20 protein-coding genes and 1 pseudogene are annotated in these 18706 nt (G+C 63.2%); 18 read left to right on the top strand and 3 right to left on the bottom strand.

The features are described from left to right. Nucleotides 1–47: 47 nt before the first annotated feature. From argS to GJV18_RS04455, 9 genes are all read left to right on the top strand, one after another. A complete protein-coding gene (gene argS, locus GJV18_RS04495; RefSeq protein WP_160343513.1) occupies nt 48–1787 on the top strand; it encodes an arginine--tRNA ligase in 1740 nt (579 codons plus the stop codon). Next, complete coding sequence (locus GJV18_RS04490) at nt 1788–2453, top strand: SPOR domain-containing protein (protein ID WP_160343512.1); 666 nt, start codon at nt 1788–1790, stop codon at nt 2451–2453. Nucleotides 2454–2593: 140 nt separating this feature from the next. After that, nucleotides 2594–3124, top strand: a complete 531-nt coding sequence (gene hslV, locus GJV18_RS04485; protein ID WP_160343511.1) for an ATP-dependent protease subunit HslV — start codon at nt 2594–2596, stop codon at nt 3122–3124. A 28-nt stretch (nt 3125–3152) separates the two neighbouring features. Beyond that, nucleotides 3153–4493, top strand: coding sequence for an ATP-dependent protease ATPase subunit HslU (gene hslU, locus GJV18_RS04480; RefSeq protein ID WP_160343510.1), 1341 nt, complete (start codon nt 3153–3155; stop codon nt 4491–4493). A gap of 48 nt (nt 4494–4541) precedes the next feature. Beyond that, nucleotides 4542–4913 (top strand): gamma-butyrobetaine hydroxylase-like domain-containing protein, encoded by a 372-nt coding sequence (locus GJV18_RS04475; RefSeq protein ID WP_160343509.1) that lies wholly within the window; start codon nt 4542–4544, stop codon nt 4911–4913. Nucleotides 4914–5310: 397 nt separating this feature from the next. Beyond that, nucleotides 5311–6990, top strand: coding sequence for a class II poly(R)-hydroxyalkanoic acid synthase (gene phaC / locus GJV18_RS04470; protein WP_160343508.1), 1680 nt, complete (start codon nt 5311–5313; stop codon nt 6988–6990). Between the two features lie 159 nt (nt 6991–7149). Next, the gene (gene phaZ / locus GJV18_RS04465) at nt 7150–8007 is read left to right on the top strand and encodes a poly(3-hydroxyalkanoate) depolymerase (protein WP_160343507.1); all 858 of its coding nucleotides are present in this window, start codon (nt 7150–7152) and stop codon (nt 8005–8007) included. A gap of 198 nt (nt 8008–8205) precedes the next feature. Further along, entirely contained in the window at nt 8206–9882 is a 1677-nt protein-coding gene (gene phaC, locus GJV18_RS04460) for a class II poly(R)-hydroxyalkanoic acid synthase (RefSeq protein WP_160343506.1), read from the top strand. Nucleotides 9883–9939: 57 nt separating this feature from the next. Continuing rightward, a complete protein-coding gene (locus GJV18_RS04455) occupies nt 9940–10554 on the top strand; it encodes a TetR/AcrR family transcriptional regulator (protein WP_160343505.1) in 615 nt (204 codons plus the stop codon). 74 nt (nt 10555–10628) lie between these two features. Here the strand turns inward: GJV18_RS04455 and GJV18_RS04450 are convergent. The 3 genes and pseudogenes from GJV18_RS04450 to GJV18_RS04440 form a co-directional block, all read right to left on the bottom strand. Then, nucleotides 10629–11351 (bottom strand): annotated as a pseudogene (locus GJV18_RS04450) (phasin family protein); the annotation flags it as partial. Nucleotides 11352–11362: 11 nt separating this feature from the next. After that, nucleotides 11363–11797 (bottom strand): phasin family protein, encoded by a 435-nt coding sequence (locus GJV18_RS04445; protein ID WP_160343503.1) that lies wholly within the window; start codon nt 11795–11797, stop codon nt 11363–11365. 470 nt (nt 11798–12267) lie between these two features. Next, the gene (locus GJV18_RS04440; RefSeq protein WP_160343502.1) at nt 12268–12546 is read right to left on the bottom strand and encodes a polyhydroxyalkanoic acid system family protein; all 279 of its coding nucleotides are present in this window, start codon (nt 12544–12546) and stop codon (nt 12268–12270) included. A 174-nt stretch (nt 12547–12720) separates the two neighbouring features. On the opposite strand from GJV18_RS04440, the gene ubiE reads away from it, so the two are divergent. From ubiE to GJV18_RS04395, 9 genes are all read left to right on the top strand, one after another. Next, complete coding sequence (ubiE, locus tag GJV18_RS04435; protein ID WP_160343501.1) at nt 12721–13491, top strand: bifunctional demethylmenaquinone methyltransferase/2-methoxy-6-polyprenyl-1,4-benzoquinol methylase UbiE; 771 nt, start codon at nt 12721–12723, stop codon at nt 13489–13491. Next, on the top strand, nt 13491–14108 hold the full coding sequence (locus GJV18_RS04430; RefSeq protein ID WP_160343500.1) for a ubiquinone biosynthesis accessory factor UbiJ: 618 nt from the start codon (nt 13491–13493) through the stop codon (nt 14106–14108). The genes ubiE and GJV18_RS04430 overlap by 1 nt, the downstream gene beginning before the upstream one ends. Further along, nucleotides 14105–15691, top strand: coding sequence for a ubiquinone biosynthesis regulatory protein kinase UbiB (gene ubiB, locus GJV18_RS04425; RefSeq protein WP_160343499.1), 1587 nt, complete (start codon nt 14105–14107; stop codon nt 15689–15691). The genes GJV18_RS04430 and ubiB overlap by 4 nt, the downstream gene beginning before the upstream one ends. A 67-nt stretch (nt 15692–15758) precedes the next feature. Beyond that, complete coding sequence (gene hisI / locus GJV18_RS04420) at nt 15759–16160, top strand: phosphoribosyl-AMP cyclohydrolase (RefSeq protein WP_160343498.1); 402 nt, start codon at nt 15759–15761, stop codon at nt 16158–16160. 7 nt (nt 16161–16167) lie between these two features. Beyond that, on the top strand, nt 16168–16500 hold the full coding sequence (locus GJV18_RS04415) for a phosphoribosyl-ATP diphosphatase (protein WP_160345973.1): 333 nt from the start codon (nt 16168–16170) through the stop codon (nt 16498–16500). A 27-nt stretch (nt 16501–16527) separates the two neighbouring features. After that, nucleotides 16528–16758, top strand: coding sequence for a twin-arginine translocase TatA/TatE family subunit (gene tatA, locus GJV18_RS04410; RefSeq protein WP_160343497.1), 231 nt, complete (start codon nt 16528–16530; stop codon nt 16756–16758). A 3-nt stretch (nt 16759–16761) separates the two neighbouring features. Continuing rightward, a complete protein-coding gene (gene tatB / locus GJV18_RS04405; RefSeq protein ID WP_160343496.1) occupies nt 16762–17097 on the top strand; it encodes a Sec-independent protein translocase protein TatB in 336 nt (111 codons plus the stop codon). Beyond that, nucleotides 17094–17885: a twin-arginine translocase subunit TatC gene (gene tatC, locus GJV18_RS04400; protein WP_160343495.1), complete on the top strand. Its 792-nt coding sequence runs from the start codon at nt 17094–17096 to the stop codon at nt 17883–17885. Before tatB ends, tatC begins: the two co-directional genes overlap by 4 nt. Then, nucleotides 17882–18589 carry a 16S rRNA (uracil(1498)-N(3))-methyltransferase gene (locus tag GJV18_RS04395; protein WP_160343494.1) on the top strand — a complete coding sequence of 236 codons (708 nt, stop codon included), beginning with the start codon at nt 17882–17884 and terminating at the stop codon, nt 18587–18589. The genes tatC and GJV18_RS04395 overlap by 4 nt, the downstream gene beginning before the upstream one ends. Nucleotides 18590–18706 lie beyond the last annotated feature (117 nt).

Genomic DNA, 18706 nt, shown 5'->3' with positions numbered 1-18706 from the left:
TATAATGCGCAGTTTTCGACCAGAGCCCACGGGCGACCCGAGAGACCATGAAAGACACTATTCGCCACCTGATCCAGCAAGCCCTGACCCGCCTCATCGCCGAAGGCGTGCTGCCCGAGGGCCTGGCCCCGGCCATTCAGGTGGAGAACACCAAGGACAAGAGCCACGGCGACTTCGCCAGCAATATCGCCATGATGCTGGCCAAGCCGGCCGGGCTTAAGCCCCGCGATCTGGCGGAAAAGCTGATCGCCGCCCTGCCCGCCGACAGCCAGGTGAGCAAGGTGGAAATCGCCGGCCCCGGCTTTCTCAACTTCTTCCAGAACAGCGATGCCCTGGCCCAGCGCCTGGAAGCGGCCCTGGCCGACCCACAACTGGGCGCGCGCAAGGCCGGCAGCGCGCAGACCGTGGTGATCGACCTGTCTTCGCCCAACCTGGCCAAGGAAATGCACGTCGGCCACCTGCGCTCCACCATCATCGGCGATGCCGTGGCGCGGGTGCTGGAGTTTCTCGGTGACCGGGTGATCCGGCAGAACCATGTGGGCGACTGGGGCACCCAGTTCGGCATGCTACTGGCCTTTATGGAGGAGAATCCGGAGGCGGCGGAAAGCGAGCTGGCTGACCTGGAAAGCTTCTACCGCGCAGCCAAGAAGCGCTTCGACGATTCGCCCGAGTTTGCCGAACGCGCCCGCCAGCTGGTGGTCCAGCTGCAGGCCGGGGAAGCCGAGTGCATGCGCCTGTGGCACCGTTTCAACGATATTTCCCTGTCCCACTGCCAGAAAGCCTACGACCGCCTGGGGGTGAAGCTGGGCATGGCCGACGTCAAGGGCGAGAGCGCCTACAACGACGAGCTGCCGGGCATTATCGAAGCCCTGCGGGCCAAGGGCCTGCTGACCGAGGACAACGGCGCCCAGTGCGTGTTTCTCGACGACTACAAGAACGCCGAAGGCAACCCGCTGCCGGTGATCGTGCAGAAAGCCGGCGGCGGCTATCTCTACGCCACCACCGACCTGGCCGCCATGCGTTACCGCAGCCAGGTGCTCAAGGCCGACCGCGCCCTGTACTTCGTCGACCAGCGCCAGGCCCTGCACTTCCAGATGGCCTTCGAGGTGGCGCGCCGCGCCGGCTTCGTGCATGAAAGCATGCAACTGGAGCATATGGGCTTCGGCACCATGAACGGCGCCGACGGCCGCCCGTTCAAGACCCGCGACGGCGGCACGGTCAAACTGATCGAGCTGCTGGATGAGGCCGAGGAACGCGCCTACAGCCTGGTCAAGGAGAAGAACCCGGACCTGGCCGAGGACGAACTGCGCACTATTGCCCGCGCCGTGGGCATCGGTGCGGTGAAGTACGCCGACCTGTCCAAGCACCGCACCAGCGACTACCGCTTCAACTTCGAACTGATGCTCAGCTTCGAAGGCAACACCGCCCCTTACCTGCTGTACGCCTACACCCGCGTGGCCAGCATCTTCCGCAAACTGGGTCAGGGTTTCGAGCAGGTCGAAGGCCAGATCAACCTGCAGGCGCCCCAGGAAATCGACCTGGCCGGCAAGCTGGCACAGTTTGCCGAAGTGCTCAACAGCGTGGCCGACAAGGGCGAGCCGCACCTGCTGTGCGCCTACCTGTACGACCTGGCCGGGCTGTTCTCCAGCTTCTATGAGCATTGCCCGATTCTCAGCAGCGAAGATGCAGCCGTGCAGAACAGCCGTCTGCGCCTGGCCGCCCTGACCGGACGCACCCTGCAGCAGGGCCTGCAGCTGCTCGGCCTGGACACCCTGGAGCGCATGTAAGTGGCAGCGCGCAAGAAACCCGCCCCGAAACGCGGCGCCAGCCGCTATCAGGCACCGGCCAAGAAGCCGGTGCCGGGCTGGTTCTGGCTGGTCTGCGGCCTGGTGGTCGGCGGTTTTATGGTGTTCCTGTTCAGCCTGGAACCCGGTCGCGACGAGATCAAACGCAACAAGGCCGAGCAGGCGCGCCCCACTCAGCCGGCCAAACCGAGCCAGCCGGAGCCGATCAAGCCCAAGTACGACTTCTACACCCTGCTGCCGGAATCGGAAGTGCAATTGCCGCCCAAGGCCATCGAGCCAGCGCCGGCACCTGCGCCCAAACCGGTCAGTGCCGAAGAGGCTGCAAAAATCGACGCCGCACGCGCCGAAGCGGCGCTGCGGGGTGAGACACCACCACCACCGCCGGTGATCGCCCAGGCGCCCGCCAGCACCCAGTTCTACCTCCAGGCCGGCTCCTTCCGCCGCAAGGAAGACGCCGACAGCCTGCGCGCGCGCATCATCCTGCTCGGCCAGGACGTGCAGGTGGAGGCCGGCAAGGTACGCGAGGAAACCTGGCACCGGGTGCTGATCGGCCCTTATGCCACCCGCGAGCAACTCGGCCAGGCGCAGAAAAGCCTCGCGGCCAACGGCTTTAGCAATCTGCTGTTACAGCAGCGTCCGGCCCGTTAAGCCCGGCACGCTCTGGCCCCGGGGCGCGGCCTGAAGACATTTTGTCGGTCAGCCCGCCCCCGGCACTTGAAGCGGGCCACCGCTGCCCCCACTTCATTCGGCATTGGGCACTTTCGCCCCGCTGCGTGGAGACTCTCCCCTTGACCACCATCGTTTCAGTGCGCCGCAACGGCAAAGTCGTCATGGGCGGCGACGGCCAGGTATCCCTCGGCAACACCGTGATGAAAGGCAACGCCAAAAAGGTGCGGCGCCTTTACCACGGCCAGGTACTGGCCGGCTTCGCCGGCGCCACCGCCGATGCCTTTACCCTGTTCGAACGTTTCGAAGGCCAGCTGGAGAAGCATCAGGGCCATCTGGTGCGCGCCGCTGTCGAACTGGCCAAGGACTGGCGCACCGACCGCTCGCTGAGCCGCCTGGAAGCCATGCTGGCGGTGGCCAACAAGGACGCCTCCTTGATCATCACCGGCAACGGTGATGTGGTCGAACCCGAACACGGCCTGATCGCCATGGGCTCCGGCGGCGGTTTCGCCCAGGCCGCGGCCATGGCCATGCTGCAGAAAACCGATTTGAGCGCCCGTGAAATCACCGAAACCGCGCTGAACATTGCCGGCTCCATCTGTGTCTTCACCAATCAGAATCTCACCATCGAAGAGCAAGACTGCGCTGAGTAAGCGCGGTTTTCCGCTGGAGCAAGCCCGCATGTCCATGACACCCCGCGAGATCGTTTCCGAACTCAACCGCCATATCATCGGCCAGGACGACGCCAAGCGCGCCGTGGCCATCGCCCTGCGCAACCGCTGGCGGCGCATGCAGCTGCCGGCCGAGCTGCGCCAGGAAGTCACGCCGAAGAACATCCTGATGATCGGCCCCACCGGCGTCGGCAAGACCGAAATCGCCCGGCGCCTGGCGAAACTCGCCAACGCCCCATTCCTTAAAGTGGAAGCCACCAAGTTCACCGAGGTCGGCTATGTCGGCCGTGACGTCGAGTCGATCATCCGTGACCTGGCTGATGCCGCGATCAAGATGCTGCGCGAGCAGGAGATCATCAAGGTTCGCCACCGCGCCGAAGACGCCGCCGAGGAGCGCATCCTCGACGCCTTGCTGCCACCACCGCGCGCCGGTTTCAACGAAGACCCGGCCCCCAGCAGCGACTCCAACACCCGCCAGCTGTTCCGCAAGCGCCTGCGCGAAGGCCAGCTGGACGACAAGGAAATCGACATCGAAGTGGCCGAAGCCCCAATGGGCGTCGAGATCATGACCCCGCCGGGCATGGAAGAGATGACCAACCAGCTGCAGAACCTGTTCTCCAGCATGGGCAAGGGCAAGAAGAAGAGCCGCAAGCTCAAGGTGGCCGACGCCCTCAAGATGATCCGCGACGAGGAAGCCGCGCGCCTGGTCAACGAGGACGAACTCAAGGCCAAGGCCCTGGAAGCGGTGGAGCAGAACGGCATCGTGTTTATCGACGAGATCGACAAGGTGGCCAAGCGCGGCAATGTCGGCGGCGCCGACGTCTCCCGCGAGGGCGTGCAACGCGACCTGCTGCCGCTGATCGAAGGCTGCACGGTCAATACCAAGCTGGGCATGGTCAAGACCGACCATATCCTGTTTATCGCCTCCGGCGCCTTCCACCTGAGCAAGCCAAGCGATCTGGTGCCCGAACTGCAGGGCCGTCTGCCGATTCGCGTCGAGCTCAAGGCCCTGTCGCCCGAGGACTTCGAGCGCATTCTCAGCGAACCCCACGCCTCCCTGACCGAGCAGTACGCTGCCCTGCTGGAGACCGAAGGGCTGAAGATCGAATTCGCCGCCGAGGGCATCAAGCGCATCGCCGAGATCGCCTGGCAGGTCAACGAGAAGACCGAGAACATCGGCGCGCGGCGCCTGCACACCCTGCTTGAGCGCCTGCTGGAGGAAGTCTCCTTCAGCGCCGGTGATCTGGCCGGCCAGCAGAACGGCACGCCCATCGTGATCGACGCCGCCTACGTCAACAGCCACCTCGGCGAACTGGCCCAGGACGAAGACCTGTCGCGCTATATTCTGTAAACCGCCCGCAGCCCGGATACTCTCCGGGCTGCGCTGCTGGAGCCGCCGATGCCCATCCCCTCCGCCATCAAACTGCACAAGGCCTCCAGGACCCTGGAGCTGCGCTACGGCGAGCAGAGTTATAGCCTCAGCGCCGAGTACCTGCGCGTACACTCACCCTCGGCCGAAGTGCGCGGCCACGGTAAACCGGTGCTGCAAAGCGGCAAACTGCATGTCGGCCTGCTCAAGGTCGAACCCGCCGGCAACTACGCCCTCAAGCTGGTCTTCGACGATGGCCACGACAGCGGCCTGTATAGCTGGGACTACCTCCACCAACTGGCCACTCAGCAGGACAGCCTGTGGGCAGACTACTTAGCCGCCCTGGCCGCCGCCGGGCAATCGCGCGACCCCGACGAGTCGGTGGTCAAACTGCTGCTCTGACAGAAGCTGAAAACCACCGGCCACGCCGCTGGCCGACCAACCACCCGCTGACCGTTCGGCGCCTGATGCACTCAGTAATTCCCTGATCCGGCGCGACAATCCACCGCACCCAAGCAAGCCCTCTACAGCGCCAGCTCCCGTGGGTTAGAACGCATTTTCTAATCCTTATCGGCATACTGCCGCTGCATTCGGTCGATATCGCGACCAGCTTGCACAAATTCACAAACTCGGGTAACCAAGGATCTGGAAGTTTTCTTGCTTGGGTTCAATCCTGTGGCAAGAAAACGTGCGGAGCCCATCCGCCCTCGGCAACCCGGGCAATACCTGGCCCTTCGCCCTGTGTCGCCGTGCACAGCAGTACGCCGGTATTTCGTCTCAGGACAATGGAGCGTTGTAGATGACTGACAAGAATAACGATGACCTGAAGCACCAGGCCTCCGAGAACACCCTCGGCCTCAATCCGGTGATCGGCATCCGCGGTAAGGATTTGCTGTCCTCGGCCCGTACGGTGCTGAAGCAGGCCATCAAACAACCCTTCCATAGCGCCAAGCACGTTGCCCACTTCGGCATGGAGCTGAAAAACGTACTGCTCGGCCAGTCCGAACTGACCCCCTCCGAGGGCGATCGCCGCTTCAGCGATCCGGCCTGGAGCCAGAACCCGCTGTACAAGCGTTACCTGCAGACCTACCTGGCCTGGCGCAAGGAACTGCACGACTGGATCGAGCACAGCAACCTGCCCGAGCAGGACGTCAGCCGTGGCCATTTCGTCATCAACCTGATGACCGAAGCCATGGCCCCGACCAACAGCATGGCCAACCCGGCAGCGGTCAAGCGCTTCTTCGAAACCGGCGGCAAGAGCCTGCTCGACGGCCTGTCGCACCTGGCCAAGGACATCGTCAACAATGGCGGCATGCCCAGCCAGGTCAATATGAATGCCTTTGAAGTAGGCAAGAACCTGGCGACCACCGAAGGCGCGGTGATCTTCCGTAATGACCTGCTGGAGTTGATCCAGTACCGCCCCATGACCGAACAGGTGCTGGAGCGGCCACTGCTGGTGGTGCCACCGCAGATCAACAAGTTCTATGTCTTCGACCTCTCGCCGGAAAAGAGCGTGGCGCGTTTCCTCCTGCGCAATGGCATCCAGACCTTCGTGGTCAGCTGGCGCAACCCGACCAAGGCCCACCGCGAGTGGGGCCTCTCGACCTATATCGAGGCGCTGAAAGAAGCCATCGACGTGGTTACCGCAGTGACCGGCAGCAAGGACGTCAACATGCTCGGCGCCTGCTCCGGCGGCCTGACCACCACCTCGCTGCTGGGTCACTATGCCGCGCTCGGCCAACACAAGGTGAACGCCCTGACCCTGCTGGTCAGCGTGCTGGATAACCGCCTGGAGACCGATGTCGCCCTGTTCGCCGACGAGAAGAGCCTGGAGATCGCCAAGCGCCGTTCCTACCAGGCCGGCGTGCTGGAAGGCAGCGACATGGCCAAGGTCTTCGCCTGGATGCGCCCGAACGATCTGATCTGGAACTACTGGGTCAACAACTACCTGCTGGGCAACGAGCCGCCGGTGTTCGATATCCTCTACTGGAACAACGACACCACCCGCCTGCCGGCTGCCCTGCACGGCGAGTTTATCGAGATGTTCAAGTCCAACCCGCTGATCCGTCCCGGTGCCCTGGAAGTCTGCGGCACGCCGATCGACCTCAAGCAGGTGACCTGTGACCTGTACTGCGTGGCCGGCACAACCGACCACATCACCCCGTGGGAGTCCTGCTACAAGTCGGCCAAGCTGTTCGGCGGCAAGGTGGATTTCGTGCTGTCCAACAGCGGCCATATCCAGAGCATTCTCAACCCGCCGGGCAATCCCAAGGCACGCTACATGACCAACACCGAGCTGCCGGCCGATCCGAAGGAATGGCAGGCCAGCTCGACCAAGCATGCCGATTCCTGGTGGCTGAACTGGCAAACCTGGCTGGCCGAGCGCTCCGGCGCGCAGAAGAAGGCGCCCACCAGCCTGGGCAACAAGAAATATGCTGCGGGCGAAGCCGCACCGGGTACCTACGTTCACGAACGCTGATTCACTGCGCATTGCGCAACACTGCCCGCGACACCGGAGGTGTCGCTCGCCAGCCCGGCCGCTGAATGGTCGGAGCTGGCGAACCAGGCTTTGCCCTGGCGGTTCTGGGAAAGACCGGGAAGGTCCGCCCCAGTGATTTATTTGATAGGGCCTTTGCGCATGTCGCTACCTTTCGTATTCCGCACCATCGAACTGGACGGCCAGACCTTGCGAACCGCCGTTCGCCCGGGCAACGGCAAACTGACGCCGCTGCTGATCTTCAATGGCATCGGCGCCAACCTCGAACTGGTGATGCCCTTTGTCCGCGCCCTCGACCCGGATCTGGAGGTGATCGCCTTCGACGTGCCCGGCGTGGGCGGCTCGTCCACCCCGGCTACACCCTATCGCTTCCCGGGCCTGGCCAAACTGGCCGCGCGCATGCTCGACTACCTGGACTACGGCCAGGTCAACGCCATCGGCGTGTCCTGGGGCGGCGCCCTGGCCCAGCAGTTTGCCCATGACTACCCGGAGCGCTGCAAGAAGCTGATCCTCGCTGCCACCTCGGCCGGCGCGGTGATGATCCCCGGCAAGCCCAAGGTGCTCTGGTGCATGGCCAGCCCGCGGCGCTATGTGCAACCGTCCTACGGCGTGCAGATCGCTCCGGAAATCTATGGCGGCGCCTTTCGCCGCGACCCCAAGCTGGCCCTGGCCCATGCCAGCAAGGTGCGTTCGGGCGGCAAGATGGGCTACTACTGGCAGCTGTTTGCTGGCCTCGGCTGGACCAGCATCCATTGGCTGCACAAGATCCGCCAACCCACCCTGGTGATGGCCGGCGATGACGATCCGCTGATCCCGCTGGTGAATATGCGCCTGCTGGCCTGGCGTATCCCCAACTCCGAGCTGCATGTGATCGACGATGGCCACCTGTTTCTGGTGACCCGTGCCGAAGCCGTGGCGCCGATCATCATGAAATTCCTCGAAGAGGAGCGTCAGCGCGCGGTGATGCACCCCCACCCCACCAGCGCCCGCAGCCATTGAAACGGCGCACCAACACCACTTGACGTGCGGCACCACTAAGGTGCGGGCAATCGCTGCTTGACCCCACTCAGGGCACAGGCTATTACCTGTACTTCGCCGCGCGGCGCTTTGGAATGCGTCGCGACCTGTATTGGTATAAGCCTTGCTGCTTATTGCTCGACCTTGAACTCTCATGGTTTGACGACGGAGTGTTGCCCAATGCGAGACCAGCCAGCCGCCCTGCCCCGCAGCAAAAGCCCGATGAATGCGCAGAATGCCATTGTCGGCCTGCGTGGCCGGGATCTGTTTTCCACCCTGCGCAGCCTGGCCCTGCAGGGCCTCAGGCAACCGGTACACAGCGCTCGCCATGCCCTGGCCCTGGGCGGTCAACTGGGCCGCATCCTGCTCGGCGACACGCCCTATAACGCCCCCGTTCAAGACCCCCGCTTCAACGATCCGACCTGGCAGCACAATCCCTTCTACCGGCGCAGCCTGCAGGGCTATCTGGCTTGCCAGCAGCAACTCAATCGCTGGATCGAAGAGAGCAACCTGGATCACGACGACCGCGCCCGCGCCCGCTTCGTCCTCAGCCAGCTGGGCGATGCCCTGGCGCCCTCCAATACCCCGCTCAACCCACTGGTGATCAAGGAGCTGTTCAACACCGGCGGCAGCAGCCTGCTCAAGGGCCTGAGCCACCTGCTCGATGACCTGATCAATAACGACGGCATGCCCAGCCAGGTCAGCAAGAAGGCCTTCGAGGTCGGCCGCAATCTGGCCACCACAGCCGGCGCCGTGGTGTTTCGCAACGACATGCTGGAGCTGATCCAGTACAAGCCCATGAGCGAGAAGCAGTACGCCAAGCCGCTCCTGATCGTGCCGCCGCAGATCAACAAGTACTACATCTTCGATCTCTCCAGCGAAAAGAGCTTTGTCCAGTACGCCCTGAAAAACGGCCTGCAGGTCTTCGTGATCAGCTGGCGCAACCCTGATCCGCGGCACCGCGAATGGGGCCTGTCCAGCTATGTACAGGCTGCGGAAGAAGCAATGGATGTATGCCGGGCCATCACCGCCAGCAAGGACGTCAACCTGCTTGGCGCCTGTGCCGGCGGTCTGACCATCGCCGCCCTGCAGGGTCATCTGCAGGCCAAGCGCCAGCTGCGCAAGGTGGCCAGCGCCACCTACCTGGTGAGCCTGCTGGACAGCCAGATCGACAGCCCGGCCATGCTGTTTGCCGACGAACAGACCCTGGAAGCGGCCAAACGCCGCTCCTATCAGCAAGGCGTGCTCAATGGCCGCGACATGGCCCGGGTGTTCGCCTGGATGCGCCCCAACGACCTGGTATGGAACTACTGGATCAACAACTACCTGTTGGGCAAACAGCCGCCGGCCTTCGACATCCTCTACTGGAACAACGACAACACCCGTCTGCCGGCCGCCCTGCACGGCGACCTGCTGGACTTTTTCAAATACAACCCACTGAGTCGCGCCCAGGGCCTGGAAGTCTGTGGCACCCCGGTCGACCTGAAGAAGGTCACGGTGGACAGCTTCAGCGTGGCCGGGATCAACGACCACATCACCCCCTGGGACGCGGTCTATCGCTCGACCCTGCTGCTAGGCGGCAAGCGCCGCTTTATCCTGTCCAACAGCGGCCATATCCAGAGCATTCTCAACCCGCCCGGCAATCCCAAGGCCACCTACCAGGAAGCCGAGAATCTCACGGGCGATCCACGGGCCTGGTACCACGAAGCCGCACGCAGCCAGGGCAGCTGGTGGCCGCAATGGCTGGAATGGCTGCAGGCCCACTCCGGGGAAACCCGTGAAACCCTGCCGGCCCTGGGCAATCAGAACTACCCGGCCATGGAGGCCGCTCCCGGCACCTATGTGCATGTACGCTAAGCACCGCCCGGGCGCCAAAGGCAACCGGGCCTTCCCCGCGGCCACCAAGAAGAATCCATGAAGACCCGCGACCGAATCCTCGAATGCGCCCTGCAGCTGTTTAACCAGAAGGGCGAGCCCAATGTCTCCACCCTGGAAATCGCCAACGAACTGGGCATCAGCCCGGGCAATCTGTACTACCACTTCCACGGCAAGGAGCCACTGATCCTCGGCCTGTTTGAACGCTTCCAGGCCGAGCTGGCTCCACTGCTGGCGCCCCCCGAAGACGTGCAGCTGGATGTCGAGGACTACTGGCTGTTTCTGCACCTGATCGTCGAGCGCCTGGCCCACTACCGCTTTCTGTTCCAGGACCTGTCCAACCTGGCCAGCCGGGTGCCCAAGCTGGAGCGTGGCATACGCCAGTGGCTGAATAGCCTCAAGCGCGCCCTGGCCGAACTGCTGGCCCGCCTGCAGGCCGATGGCCTGCTGCAGAGCGATACCCAGGCCCTGGGCCAGCTGGTGGAGCAGATCACCCTGACCCTGCTGTTCTCCCTGGACTACCAGCGCATCATGGGCCGTGAAGGCGAAAGCCGCCTGGTGGTCTATCAGGTGATGATGCTGGCCGCGCCACACCTGGCCAACGAGGCGCGCTTCGCCGCCGAACACCTGGCTCAGCGTTATCTGGAAGACTGAGTCGTTACTGGTTCACAACGCAAAACGCCCGGCTGATGCCGGGCGTTTTGTTTGAACGGCCAACCGTCTTACGACTGGCTGGCAGGTGCAGCAGGTGCCGCGGCTGGCGCAGCCGAGGCCGCAGGTGCTGGCGCAGCGGCTGCAGGGGCAGCCGGCTTGGCCGCTACTGCAGGCTTGGCCGCGGCCTTCGCAGCTGGCTTGGCGGCCGGCTTGGCAGCGGGTTTGGCCGCTGGCTTGGCTGCTGCCTTGGCCGCAGGTTTTGCGGCGGGCTTGGCGGCCGGCTTGGCTGCTGCTTTTGCCGCCGGCTTGGCCGCGGGTTTGGCTGCAGGCTTGGCCGCCACCTTCTTGGCTGCGGGCTTGACCGACTTCACCGATACACCGGTGAGCTGTTCGATCTGCTTGGTCAGGCTTTCGACCTTGGCGTTGAGTGCCTTTACTTCATTGCGGCTCGGCACGCCGAGACGCGAGATGGCATTGTTCAAACGCTTATCGAAGGCTTCTTCCAGCTCGCTCCACTTGCCCAGCGCCTTGTCCTTGACTTCGTCGACTTTCGACTTGGCGGTATCCACCTTGGTAGTGACGGTGGTCTTTACCGCGCCAACCTGCTTGTCGACTTCGGTCTTGGCCAGTTTTTCAGCTTTTTCGCCATCCTTGACCAGCGTATCGAACAGCTTGTTGCCGTCCTTGCTGACCTTGGAATAGGCACCCAGCCCGGCCAGCCAGATCTGACGCGAATACTTCTCGACTTCGCCGATCCAGGAACTGGACTGTTTTTCAGTTTTCTTTTTGACAGCCATCCCGCTCTCCTTTACTTGGTCTTCGCGACTTGCTCAAGCAACGCGCTCAGCTCATCCAGCTTAGCAGACAGAACTTCGATGTCCTGCTTGGACGGGATACCAATGCGGTTCAGGGCGCTGGCAACACGGGTGTCGAAAGCCTTCTCGATCTTGTCGAGCTGCACTTCAACCTTGCCTTTAACGCTGTTGACGTTGGTGGTCACAGTGCTCTTGACGCTTTCGATCTGGGTGTTGGCCGCTTCAACCTGTTCGTTGACCAGCTTCTTGCCCTGCTTCTCGACGCCTTCGCCGCTCTTGACCAGCTCTTTGAAATACTCAGCGCCTTCCTGACCGGCCTTGGCGTAGGCACCCAGGCCAGCCAGCCAGATCTTGCGAGCGTAGACTTTAACGTCGCTCAGCACGGTAACGCTTTCTTCGGCTTCTACTTTCTTGGCAACTTTGGACATGGTGCACCTCACTCTTAATGTTTCGAGGAAACGCCCACGGAATGCAGGCTTGAGTGCACGGTACCGAGGAAAATTAGAAACCACATACTAAGCGTAAGAAAAAACTGCTTGGAGCAGTTTTTAACGTTGCGCAGCAACGGCCCGAAGGGTGGCTGCCAGGGATGGCAAGCCATCAAAAACTGCATGGAACAATTTCCAACGTTGCGCAGCAACGGCCCGCAGGGTGGTCGCCAGGGATGGCAGACCATCAAAAACTGCCTGGAGCCATTTCCAACGTTGCGCAGCAACGGCCCACAGGGTGGTCTCCAGGGATGGCAGACCATCAAAAACTGCCTGGAGCCATTTCCAACGTTGCACAGCAACGCTGGGTAGGGTGCGCCATGCGCACCAGGGACGGTCCCAGGCTTTTGGTGCGCATGGCGCACTCTACAAAAGCAGATCACCTCACCCTCAAGCGCCGACGCAAAACCTCAAGCCTTGAGATTCTTATCCAGCACGTCCTCGATTTCGCGCTTGATGCTGCCGCTCATGGCCGACAGCAACAGGCCCAGATTGAGCTGCACCTTCACGGAGTCCTCGGCCACATCGATGCGCCCATCGGCACCGCTGCGCTTGAACTCCAGGCAGTCGCCATTCCAGCGATAGCGCACGTCGTATTCCCGGGCCAGGCGCTCGGCCAGCTGCTCGGCCTTTTCCCGCGCAGCCTCACGGCCAAGGTTATGGGAACGTTCAACTTTGATTCTGGCCATGGCCTTCTCCTCGCCAATTAACTGCGACCTTAGGTCGCGAGACTATAGCAAGCAGCCGCCCCATAAAGCCCTCGCACTTTTACGCCAAGCGTGCGGTTTGAAGCCTAGGACTGCATTTCGGTTTAGAATGGCCGCCACTTTGATTTCGCCTCTCGGTATATGGGACAGGGCACGATGAACGACCCGCGCAAGAGCAACGACAGCGAACCCACCACCCACTTCGGTTTCCAGAGCGTGCCGGAAAGCCAGAAGGCGGAGAAAGTCGCCGAGGTTTTCCATTCGGTAGCGGCCAAGTACGACCTGATGAACGACGTGCTGTCCGGTGGCATGCACCGCCTGTGGAAGCGCTTCACCATCGAACTGTCCGGTGTACGCCCCGGCAACCGGGTGCTGGATATCGCCGGCGGCACGGGCGACCTGACCCGCAAGTTCTCGACTCTGGTCGGCCCGAGCGGTGAAGTGGTCTTGGCCGATATCAACGAGTCGATGCTGCGCGTCGGCCGTGACCGCCTGCTGGACAAGGGCGTGGCCGGCAATGTCAGTTTCGTTCAGGCCGATGCCGAGAAGCTGCCCTTCCCCGACAACCATTTCGACGTGGTCACCATTGCCTTCGGCCTGCGCAACGTCACCCACAAGGAAGACGCCCTGCGTTCCATGCTGCGCGTGCTCAAGCCCGGCGGCCGCCTGCTGGTACTGGAGTTCTCCAAGCCCTCCAACGAGCTGCTGTCGAAATTCTACGATGCCTACTCGTTCCGCTTTATGCCCCTGGCCGGCAAGCTGATCACCAATGACGCCGACAGCTACCGCTACCTGGCCGAGTCGATCCGCATGCATCCAAACCAGGAGACCCTCAAGGCGATGATGGTCGAGGCCGGATTCGAGCGTGTCACCTACCACAACATGACTGGCGGCATCGTCGCCCTGCACCGCGGCATCAAACCCTGATGTTACTCACCGGGCTGTATGCCGGGGTCGAGCTCGGCCTCAACCGCGTGCTGGCCATGGACAGCACCGCACTGCCACGCCTGGCGCGTCTGAGCGGCAAGGTCATTGCCGTTGAATGCAGCGCGCCCAATCTGCAGCTGTTTATCCTGCCCAGCAACAGCGGCCTGCAACTGGCGTCGCAATGGGCCGGTGCAGCCGACTGCCGCCTGCGCGCCCCCGCTGCCAGCCTGTTGCGCCTGGCCAGCAGCCAGGACAAAACCCGCATCCTGCACAGCCCCGAAGTGGAGCTGGACGGTGACAGCGCCGCCCTGATGGAACTTGCCGCCATCCTCCAGGATCTGGAGCTGGACTGGGAATACGAACTGTCGCGCTGGCTCGGCCCGGTAGGCAGCCAGCTGCTTAGTGGCCATCTGCGCAGCCGAGTAAGCTGGAGCGCCCAGGCACTCGATAGTCTGCGGCTTAATCTGGCCGACTACCTCAGCGAAGAATCCCGCAGCCTGGTGGGCCAGCGCGAAGCCGACAGCCGCTTCGCCGAACTGGATCGCCTCAAGCTCGACCTCGACCGTCTCGACGCGCGCATCGAGCGCCTCGCCCAACTGCATAAGCCCAGCGCATGAAACTGCTTGCCGTTCGCCGCCTGTTCCGTATTAAACGCGTGGTTATCCGCTATCAACTGGACGACCTGCTCCTGGCCCTGCCGGTGCCTGTCTGGCTGCACGTACTCAGTGCCCTGCTGCCCTGGCGCTGGCTGCCAAGGCGCACGCTGAATCTTTCCCGAGGCGCACGCCTGCGCCTGGCCCTGGAAGAACTGGGGCCGATCTTTATCAAGTTCGGCCAGTTGCTCTCCACCCGCCGCGACCTGCTGCCGCCGGATATTGCCGATGAGCTGGCCAAGCTGCAGGACCAGGTGCCGCCCTTTGATCCGGCCAAGGCCCAGGCCCTGATCGAAAGCCAGTTGGGCGCCCGTGTCAGCGAGGTGTTTGCCCGCTTCGACGCCCAGCCCCTGGCCTCGGCTTCGGTGGCCCAAGTCCACGCCGCGCAGCTGAACAGTGGTGAAGAGGTGGTGGTCAAGGTGATCCGCCCGGGCCTGGCGCCTGTGATCGAACAGGACATGGCCTGGCTGTTCCTGCTCGCCCGCCTGGCCGAGAAGGCCTCACCGGACGCTCGCCGCCTGCGTCCGGTGGAGGTGGTCAGCGATTACGAGAAGACCATCTTCGACGAACTCGACCTACTGCGCGAGGCGGCCAACGCCAGCCAGCTGCGGCGCAACTTCGAAGGCTCCGAGCTGCTCTATGTGCCCCAGGTGTACTGGGATCTGTGCCGGCCCAAGGTGCTGGTGATGGAGCGCATCTACGGCATCCAGGTCACCGACCTGGCCACCCTGGCCGACCAGCGCACCGATATGAAGCTACTCGCCGAGCGCGGCGTGGAGATTTTCTTCACCCAGGTGTTCCGCGACAGCTTCTTCCACGCCGACATGCACCCCGGCAATATCTTCGTCAGCACTCGCACGCCCTGGAACCCGCAGTACATCGCCATCGACTGCGGCATTATCGGCAGCCTCACCCCCGAGGATCAGGACTACCTGGCGCGCAACCTGATCGCCTTCTTCAAGCGCGACTACCGCCGCGTGGCGCAGCTGCATATCGACTCGGGCTGGGTGCCGGCCGACACCAAGGTCAATGATTTCGAGGCGGCGATCCGCACCGTGTGCGAGCCGATCTTCGAAAAGCCGCTGAAGGACATTTCCTTCGGCCAGCTGCTGCTGCGCCTGTTCCAGACCGCGCGGCGCTTCAATATGGAAGTGCAGCCACAGCTGGTGCTGCTGCAGAAGACCCTGCTGAATATCGAAGGCCTGGGCCGCCAGCTGTACCCGGACCTGGACCTGTGGAGCACCGCCCAGCCCTTCCTCGAACGCTGGATGCGTGAACGGGTCAGCCCCCTGCACCTGCTGCGCAACCTGCAGCTGCAGGCCGAGCAGGTGCCACATCTGTCGCAGATCGCCCGTGATGCCCTGGAACGCCTTAACCAACCGGCCGCGATTCAGGCAGCACCTGCGGCCAGCCATCAATGGCCGGCACGCCTGCTCGGAGCCGCCCTGATTGGTGGCGCCGCCAGCCAGGGCCTGCTGCTGACCCTGGCCACCTGGCCGGCCTGGCTGATGCTGGCCGGCGGCGTCTACCTGGTGCTGCGCCGATAGCCACACCGGGCGCGCACTGGCACACTAGGTTTATCAATCAAGCAGCCCGAGATGGGCGGATAGAGCAATGACTGACTGGCTCGACGAAATCAACTGGAACGCGGACGGCCTGGTGCCGGCCATCGCCCAAGACCACAAGACCGGCCGCGTGCTGATGATGGCCTGGATGAACCGTGAAGCCCTGGCCCTGACCGCCGCCGAGCAGCGCGCCATCTACTGGTCGCGCTCACGCGGCAAGCTGTGGCGCAAGGGCGAGGAATCCGGCTATGTGCAGAAGCTGCACGAGCTGCGCCTGGACTGCGATGCGGACGTGATCATCCTGCTGGTCGAGCAATTGGGCGGCATCGCCTGCCATACCGGGCGCGAAAGTTGCTTCTATCGGGTATTCGACAACGGCGCCTGGAAGACCGTCGATGCCGTGCTGAAAGACCCCCACGCCATCTACAACCCGGGACACAACCATGAGTGACACGGCCATGACCGACACCCTGAGCCGCCTGGCCGAAGTACTGGAATCGCGCAAAGGCGCCGAGGCCGACAGCTCCTACGTGGCCAGCCTGTACCACAAGGGCCTGAACAAGATTCTGGAAAAGGTCGGCGAGGAATCGGTGGAAACCATCCTCGCTGCCAAGGATGCCGCCGTCAGCGGTGATTGCAGCGATGTGATCTATGAAACCGCCGACCTGTGGTTCCACAGCCTGGTCATGCTCGCTGCCCTCGGCCAGCATCCCCAGGCGGTGCTGGACGAACTGGATCGCCGTTTCGGCTTATCCGGGCACGCAGAAAAAGCCGCACGCTCGCAAAACTGATCAATCTATTACTACGGAGTACGCACTATGGGATTCGGTGGCATTAGCATCTGGCAACTCCTGATCATCCTGCTGATCGTGGTCATGCTGTTCGGCACCAAGCGCCTCAAGGGCCTGGGCTCGGATCTGGGCGACGCGATCAAGGGCTTCCGCAAATCCATGGGCAATGAAGACGACAAGCCGGCGGTGGACGAGCCCAAGGGCCAGACCATCGACGCCCAGGCGCGCAAGGTCGAAGAGCCGGCGAAAAAAGACTAAGCCATGTTCGATATCGGCTTTAGCGAACTGCTGCTGATCGCCCTGGTAGCCCTGGTGGTGCTGGGGCCGGAACGGCTGCCCGGCGCGGTGCGCACCGCCAGCCTGTGGATCGGCCGGCTGAAACGCAGCTTCAGCGCGATCAAGGCCGAGGTCGAGCGCGAAATCGGCGCCGATGAAATCCGCCGCCAACTGCACAACGAGCAGATTCTCGAACTGGAACGCGAGATGAAGGCCATGCAACAGAGCGTCAGCAGCCTGGTGGAACCCGAGCCGAGCACACCGTCCGCGAACACCAACAACAGCGCCTCCGCCAGCCCGGATAAAAACCCGCAGCCATGAGCCCACGCCCCGACAGTGACCAGGAAATGCCCCTGGTTTCCCACCTGACCGAGTTGCGCACGCGCCTGCTGCGCAGCGTCTGTGCGGTCTTTCTGCTGTTTGCCGGGCTGTTCTACTTCTCCCAGGACATCTACGCCCTGGTAGCCGCCCCGCTGCGCGCCTACCTGCCGGAAGGCGCGACGATGATCGCCACCGGCGTGGCGTCGCCCTTCCTCACCCCGTTCAAGCTGACCCTGATGGTCGCCCTGTTCCTGTCCATGCCGATCATCCTGCATCAGGTCTGGGGTTTTATCGCACCGGGGCTGTACAAGCACGAGAAGCGCATCGCCATTCCCCTGCTGATTTCCAGCATCCTGCTGTTCTACGCCGGCATGGCCTTCGCCTACTTTGTGGTGTTCCCGATCATGTTCGGCTTCTTCGCCAGCGTGACCCCGGAAGGGGTGGCGATGATGACCGATATCGGCCAGTACCTGGACTTTGTCCTCACCCTGTTCTTCGCCTTCGGCGTGGCCTTCGAGATTCCGGTGGCCACCTTCCTGCTGATCTGGGCCGGCATCGTCAGTGTCGAGGCGCTGCGCAAGGGCCGCCCCTATGTGATCGTCGGCTGCTTCGCCGTGGGCATGGTGCTGACCCCGCCGGACGTGTTCTCGCAAACCCTGCTGGCCGTACCCATGTGGCTGCTGTTCGAGGCCGGCCTGCTGTTTGGAAGCCTGGTCAAACGCCGCGACGAGCATGAGCAGGACGAGGCCGGCGAATCCGACGACCAACCGCCCGCCGCCCAGCCATGAACCTGCTGCTGCTGGAAGACGGCGACTTTATCGCCGAGGATCGGGTCCGCCTGAGCGGCCGACGCCTCAAGCATATGCTGGAGGTGCAGCAGGTGGCGCCTGGCGACAGTCTGCGGGTCGGCCGCCTGAATGGCCTGATGGGCAGCGGTCAGGTCCTGCAGCTGGACACCGAGCAGGCCGAGCTGAGCATCAGCCTGGATCAGGCGCCACCGGCCAAACTGCCCCTGACCCTGCTACTGGCCCTGCCCCGCCCGAAGATGCTCAAGCGGGTGCTGCAAACCGTCAGCAGCATGGGCGTGCAGCGGCTGATTCTGCTGAACAGTTACCGGGTGGAAAAAAGCTTCTGGCAGACGCCTTTCCTCACGCCTGAAGCCATTCGCGAACAGCTGATCCTTGGCCTGGAACAGGCCCGCGATACGGTGCTGCCGGAAGTCATTATCGAAAAGCGCTTCAAGCCCTTTGTCGAAGACCGCCTGCCCGCGCTAGCTGCCGGCACCCTGGGGCTGGTCGGCCACCCTGGCGACTATCCATCCTGCCCCCGCGTAGTGGAGCAGGCGGTGACCCTGGCCATCGGCCCGGAAGGCGGCTGGATTCCCTATGAGGTGGAAAAGCTTGCCGAAGCCGGCCTGCAACCGGTGCAGCTGGGCGCGCGCATTCTGCGGGTGGAAACGGCAGTCACCGCCCTGCTGGCGCGGCTGTTCTAGGATTTCCCCCAGCAGGGTGCACCGCACCATGCAACCCCTCGCCTGCCCGGCGCAGCCCTGCTAGGCTGCAGAACAGGCTGCACCTGTTGCGATACCCGCAGCGCTGTTGGCGGCCAA

The organism is Pseudomonas xionganensis (assembly GCF_009763245.1).
GTDB classification, from domain to species: Bacteria; Pseudomonadota; Gammaproteobacteria; order Pseudomonadales; family Pseudomonadaceae; genus Aquipseudomonas; species Aquipseudomonas xionganensis.
This window is presented reverse-complemented; position numbering and strand designations above follow the sequence as displayed.

What these genes read in the sequence shown, in the direction of transcription:
- argS (WP_160343513.1), top strand. Translation starts at nt 48, where the DNA reads ATGAAAGACACTATTCGCCACCTGATCCAGCAAGCCCTGACCCGCCTC.
- hslU (WP_160343510.1), top strand. Translation starts at nt 3,153, where the DNA reads ATGTCCATGACACCCCGCGAGATCGTTTCCGAACTCAACCGCCATATC.
- GJV18_RS04475 (WP_160343509.1), top strand. Translation starts at nt 4,542, where the DNA reads ATGCCCATCCCCTCCGCCATCAAACTGCACAAGGCCTCCAGGACCCTG.
- phaC (WP_160343508.1), top strand. Translation starts at nt 5,311, where the DNA reads ATGACTGACAAGAATAACGATGACCTGAAGCACCAGGCCTCCGAGAAC.
- phaZ (WP_160343507.1), top strand. Translation starts at nt 7,150, where the DNA reads ATGTCGCTACCTTTCGTATTCCGCACCATCGAACTGGACGGCCAGACC.
- phaC (WP_160343506.1), top strand. Translation starts at nt 8,206, where the DNA reads ATGCGAGACCAGCCAGCCGCCCTGCCCCGCAGCAAAAGCCCGATGAAT.
- GJV18_RS04455 (WP_160343505.1), top strand. Translation starts at nt 9,940, where the DNA reads ATGAAGACCCGCGACCGAATCCTCGAATGCGCCCTGCAGCTGTTTAAC.
- GJV18_RS04445 (WP_160343503.1), bottom strand. Translation starts at nt 11,797, where the DNA reads ATGTCCAAAGTTGCCAAGAAAGTAGAAGCCGAAGAAAGCGTTACCGTG.
- GJV18_RS04440 (WP_160343502.1), bottom strand. Translation starts at nt 12,546, where the DNA reads ATGGCCAGAATCAAAGTTGAACGTTCCCATAACCTTGGCCGTGAGGCT.
- ubiE (WP_160343501.1), top strand. Translation starts at nt 12,721, where the DNA reads ATGAACGACCCGCGCAAGAGCAACGACAGCGAACCCACCACCCACTTC.
- GJV18_RS04430 (WP_160343500.1), top strand. Translation starts at nt 13,491, where the DNA reads ATGTTACTCACCGGGCTGTATGCCGGGGTCGAGCTCGGCCTCAACCGC.
- ubiB (WP_160343499.1), top strand. Translation starts at nt 14,105, where the DNA reads ATGAAACTGCTTGCCGTTCGCCGCCTGTTCCGTATTAAACGCGTGGTT.
- hisI (WP_160343498.1), top strand. Translation starts at nt 15,759, where the DNA reads ATGACTGACTGGCTCGACGAAATCAACTGGAACGCGGACGGCCTGGTG.
- GJV18_RS04415 (WP_160345973.1), top strand. Translation starts at nt 16,168, where the DNA reads ATGACCGACACCCTGAGCCGCCTGGCCGAAGTACTGGAATCGCGCAAA.
- tatA (WP_160343497.1), top strand. Translation starts at nt 16,528, where the DNA reads ATGGGATTCGGTGGCATTAGCATCTGGCAACTCCTGATCATCCTGCTG.
- tatB (WP_160343496.1), top strand. Translation starts at nt 16,762, where the DNA reads ATGTTCGATATCGGCTTTAGCGAACTGCTGCTGATCGCCCTGGTAGCC.
- tatC (WP_160343495.1), top strand. Translation starts at nt 17,094, where the DNA reads ATGAGCCCACGCCCCGACAGTGACCAGGAAATGCCCCTGGTTTCCCAC.
- GJV18_RS04395 (WP_160343494.1), top strand. Translation starts at nt 17,882, where the DNA reads ATGAACCTGCTGCTGCTGGAAGACGGCGACTTTATCGCCGAGGATCGG.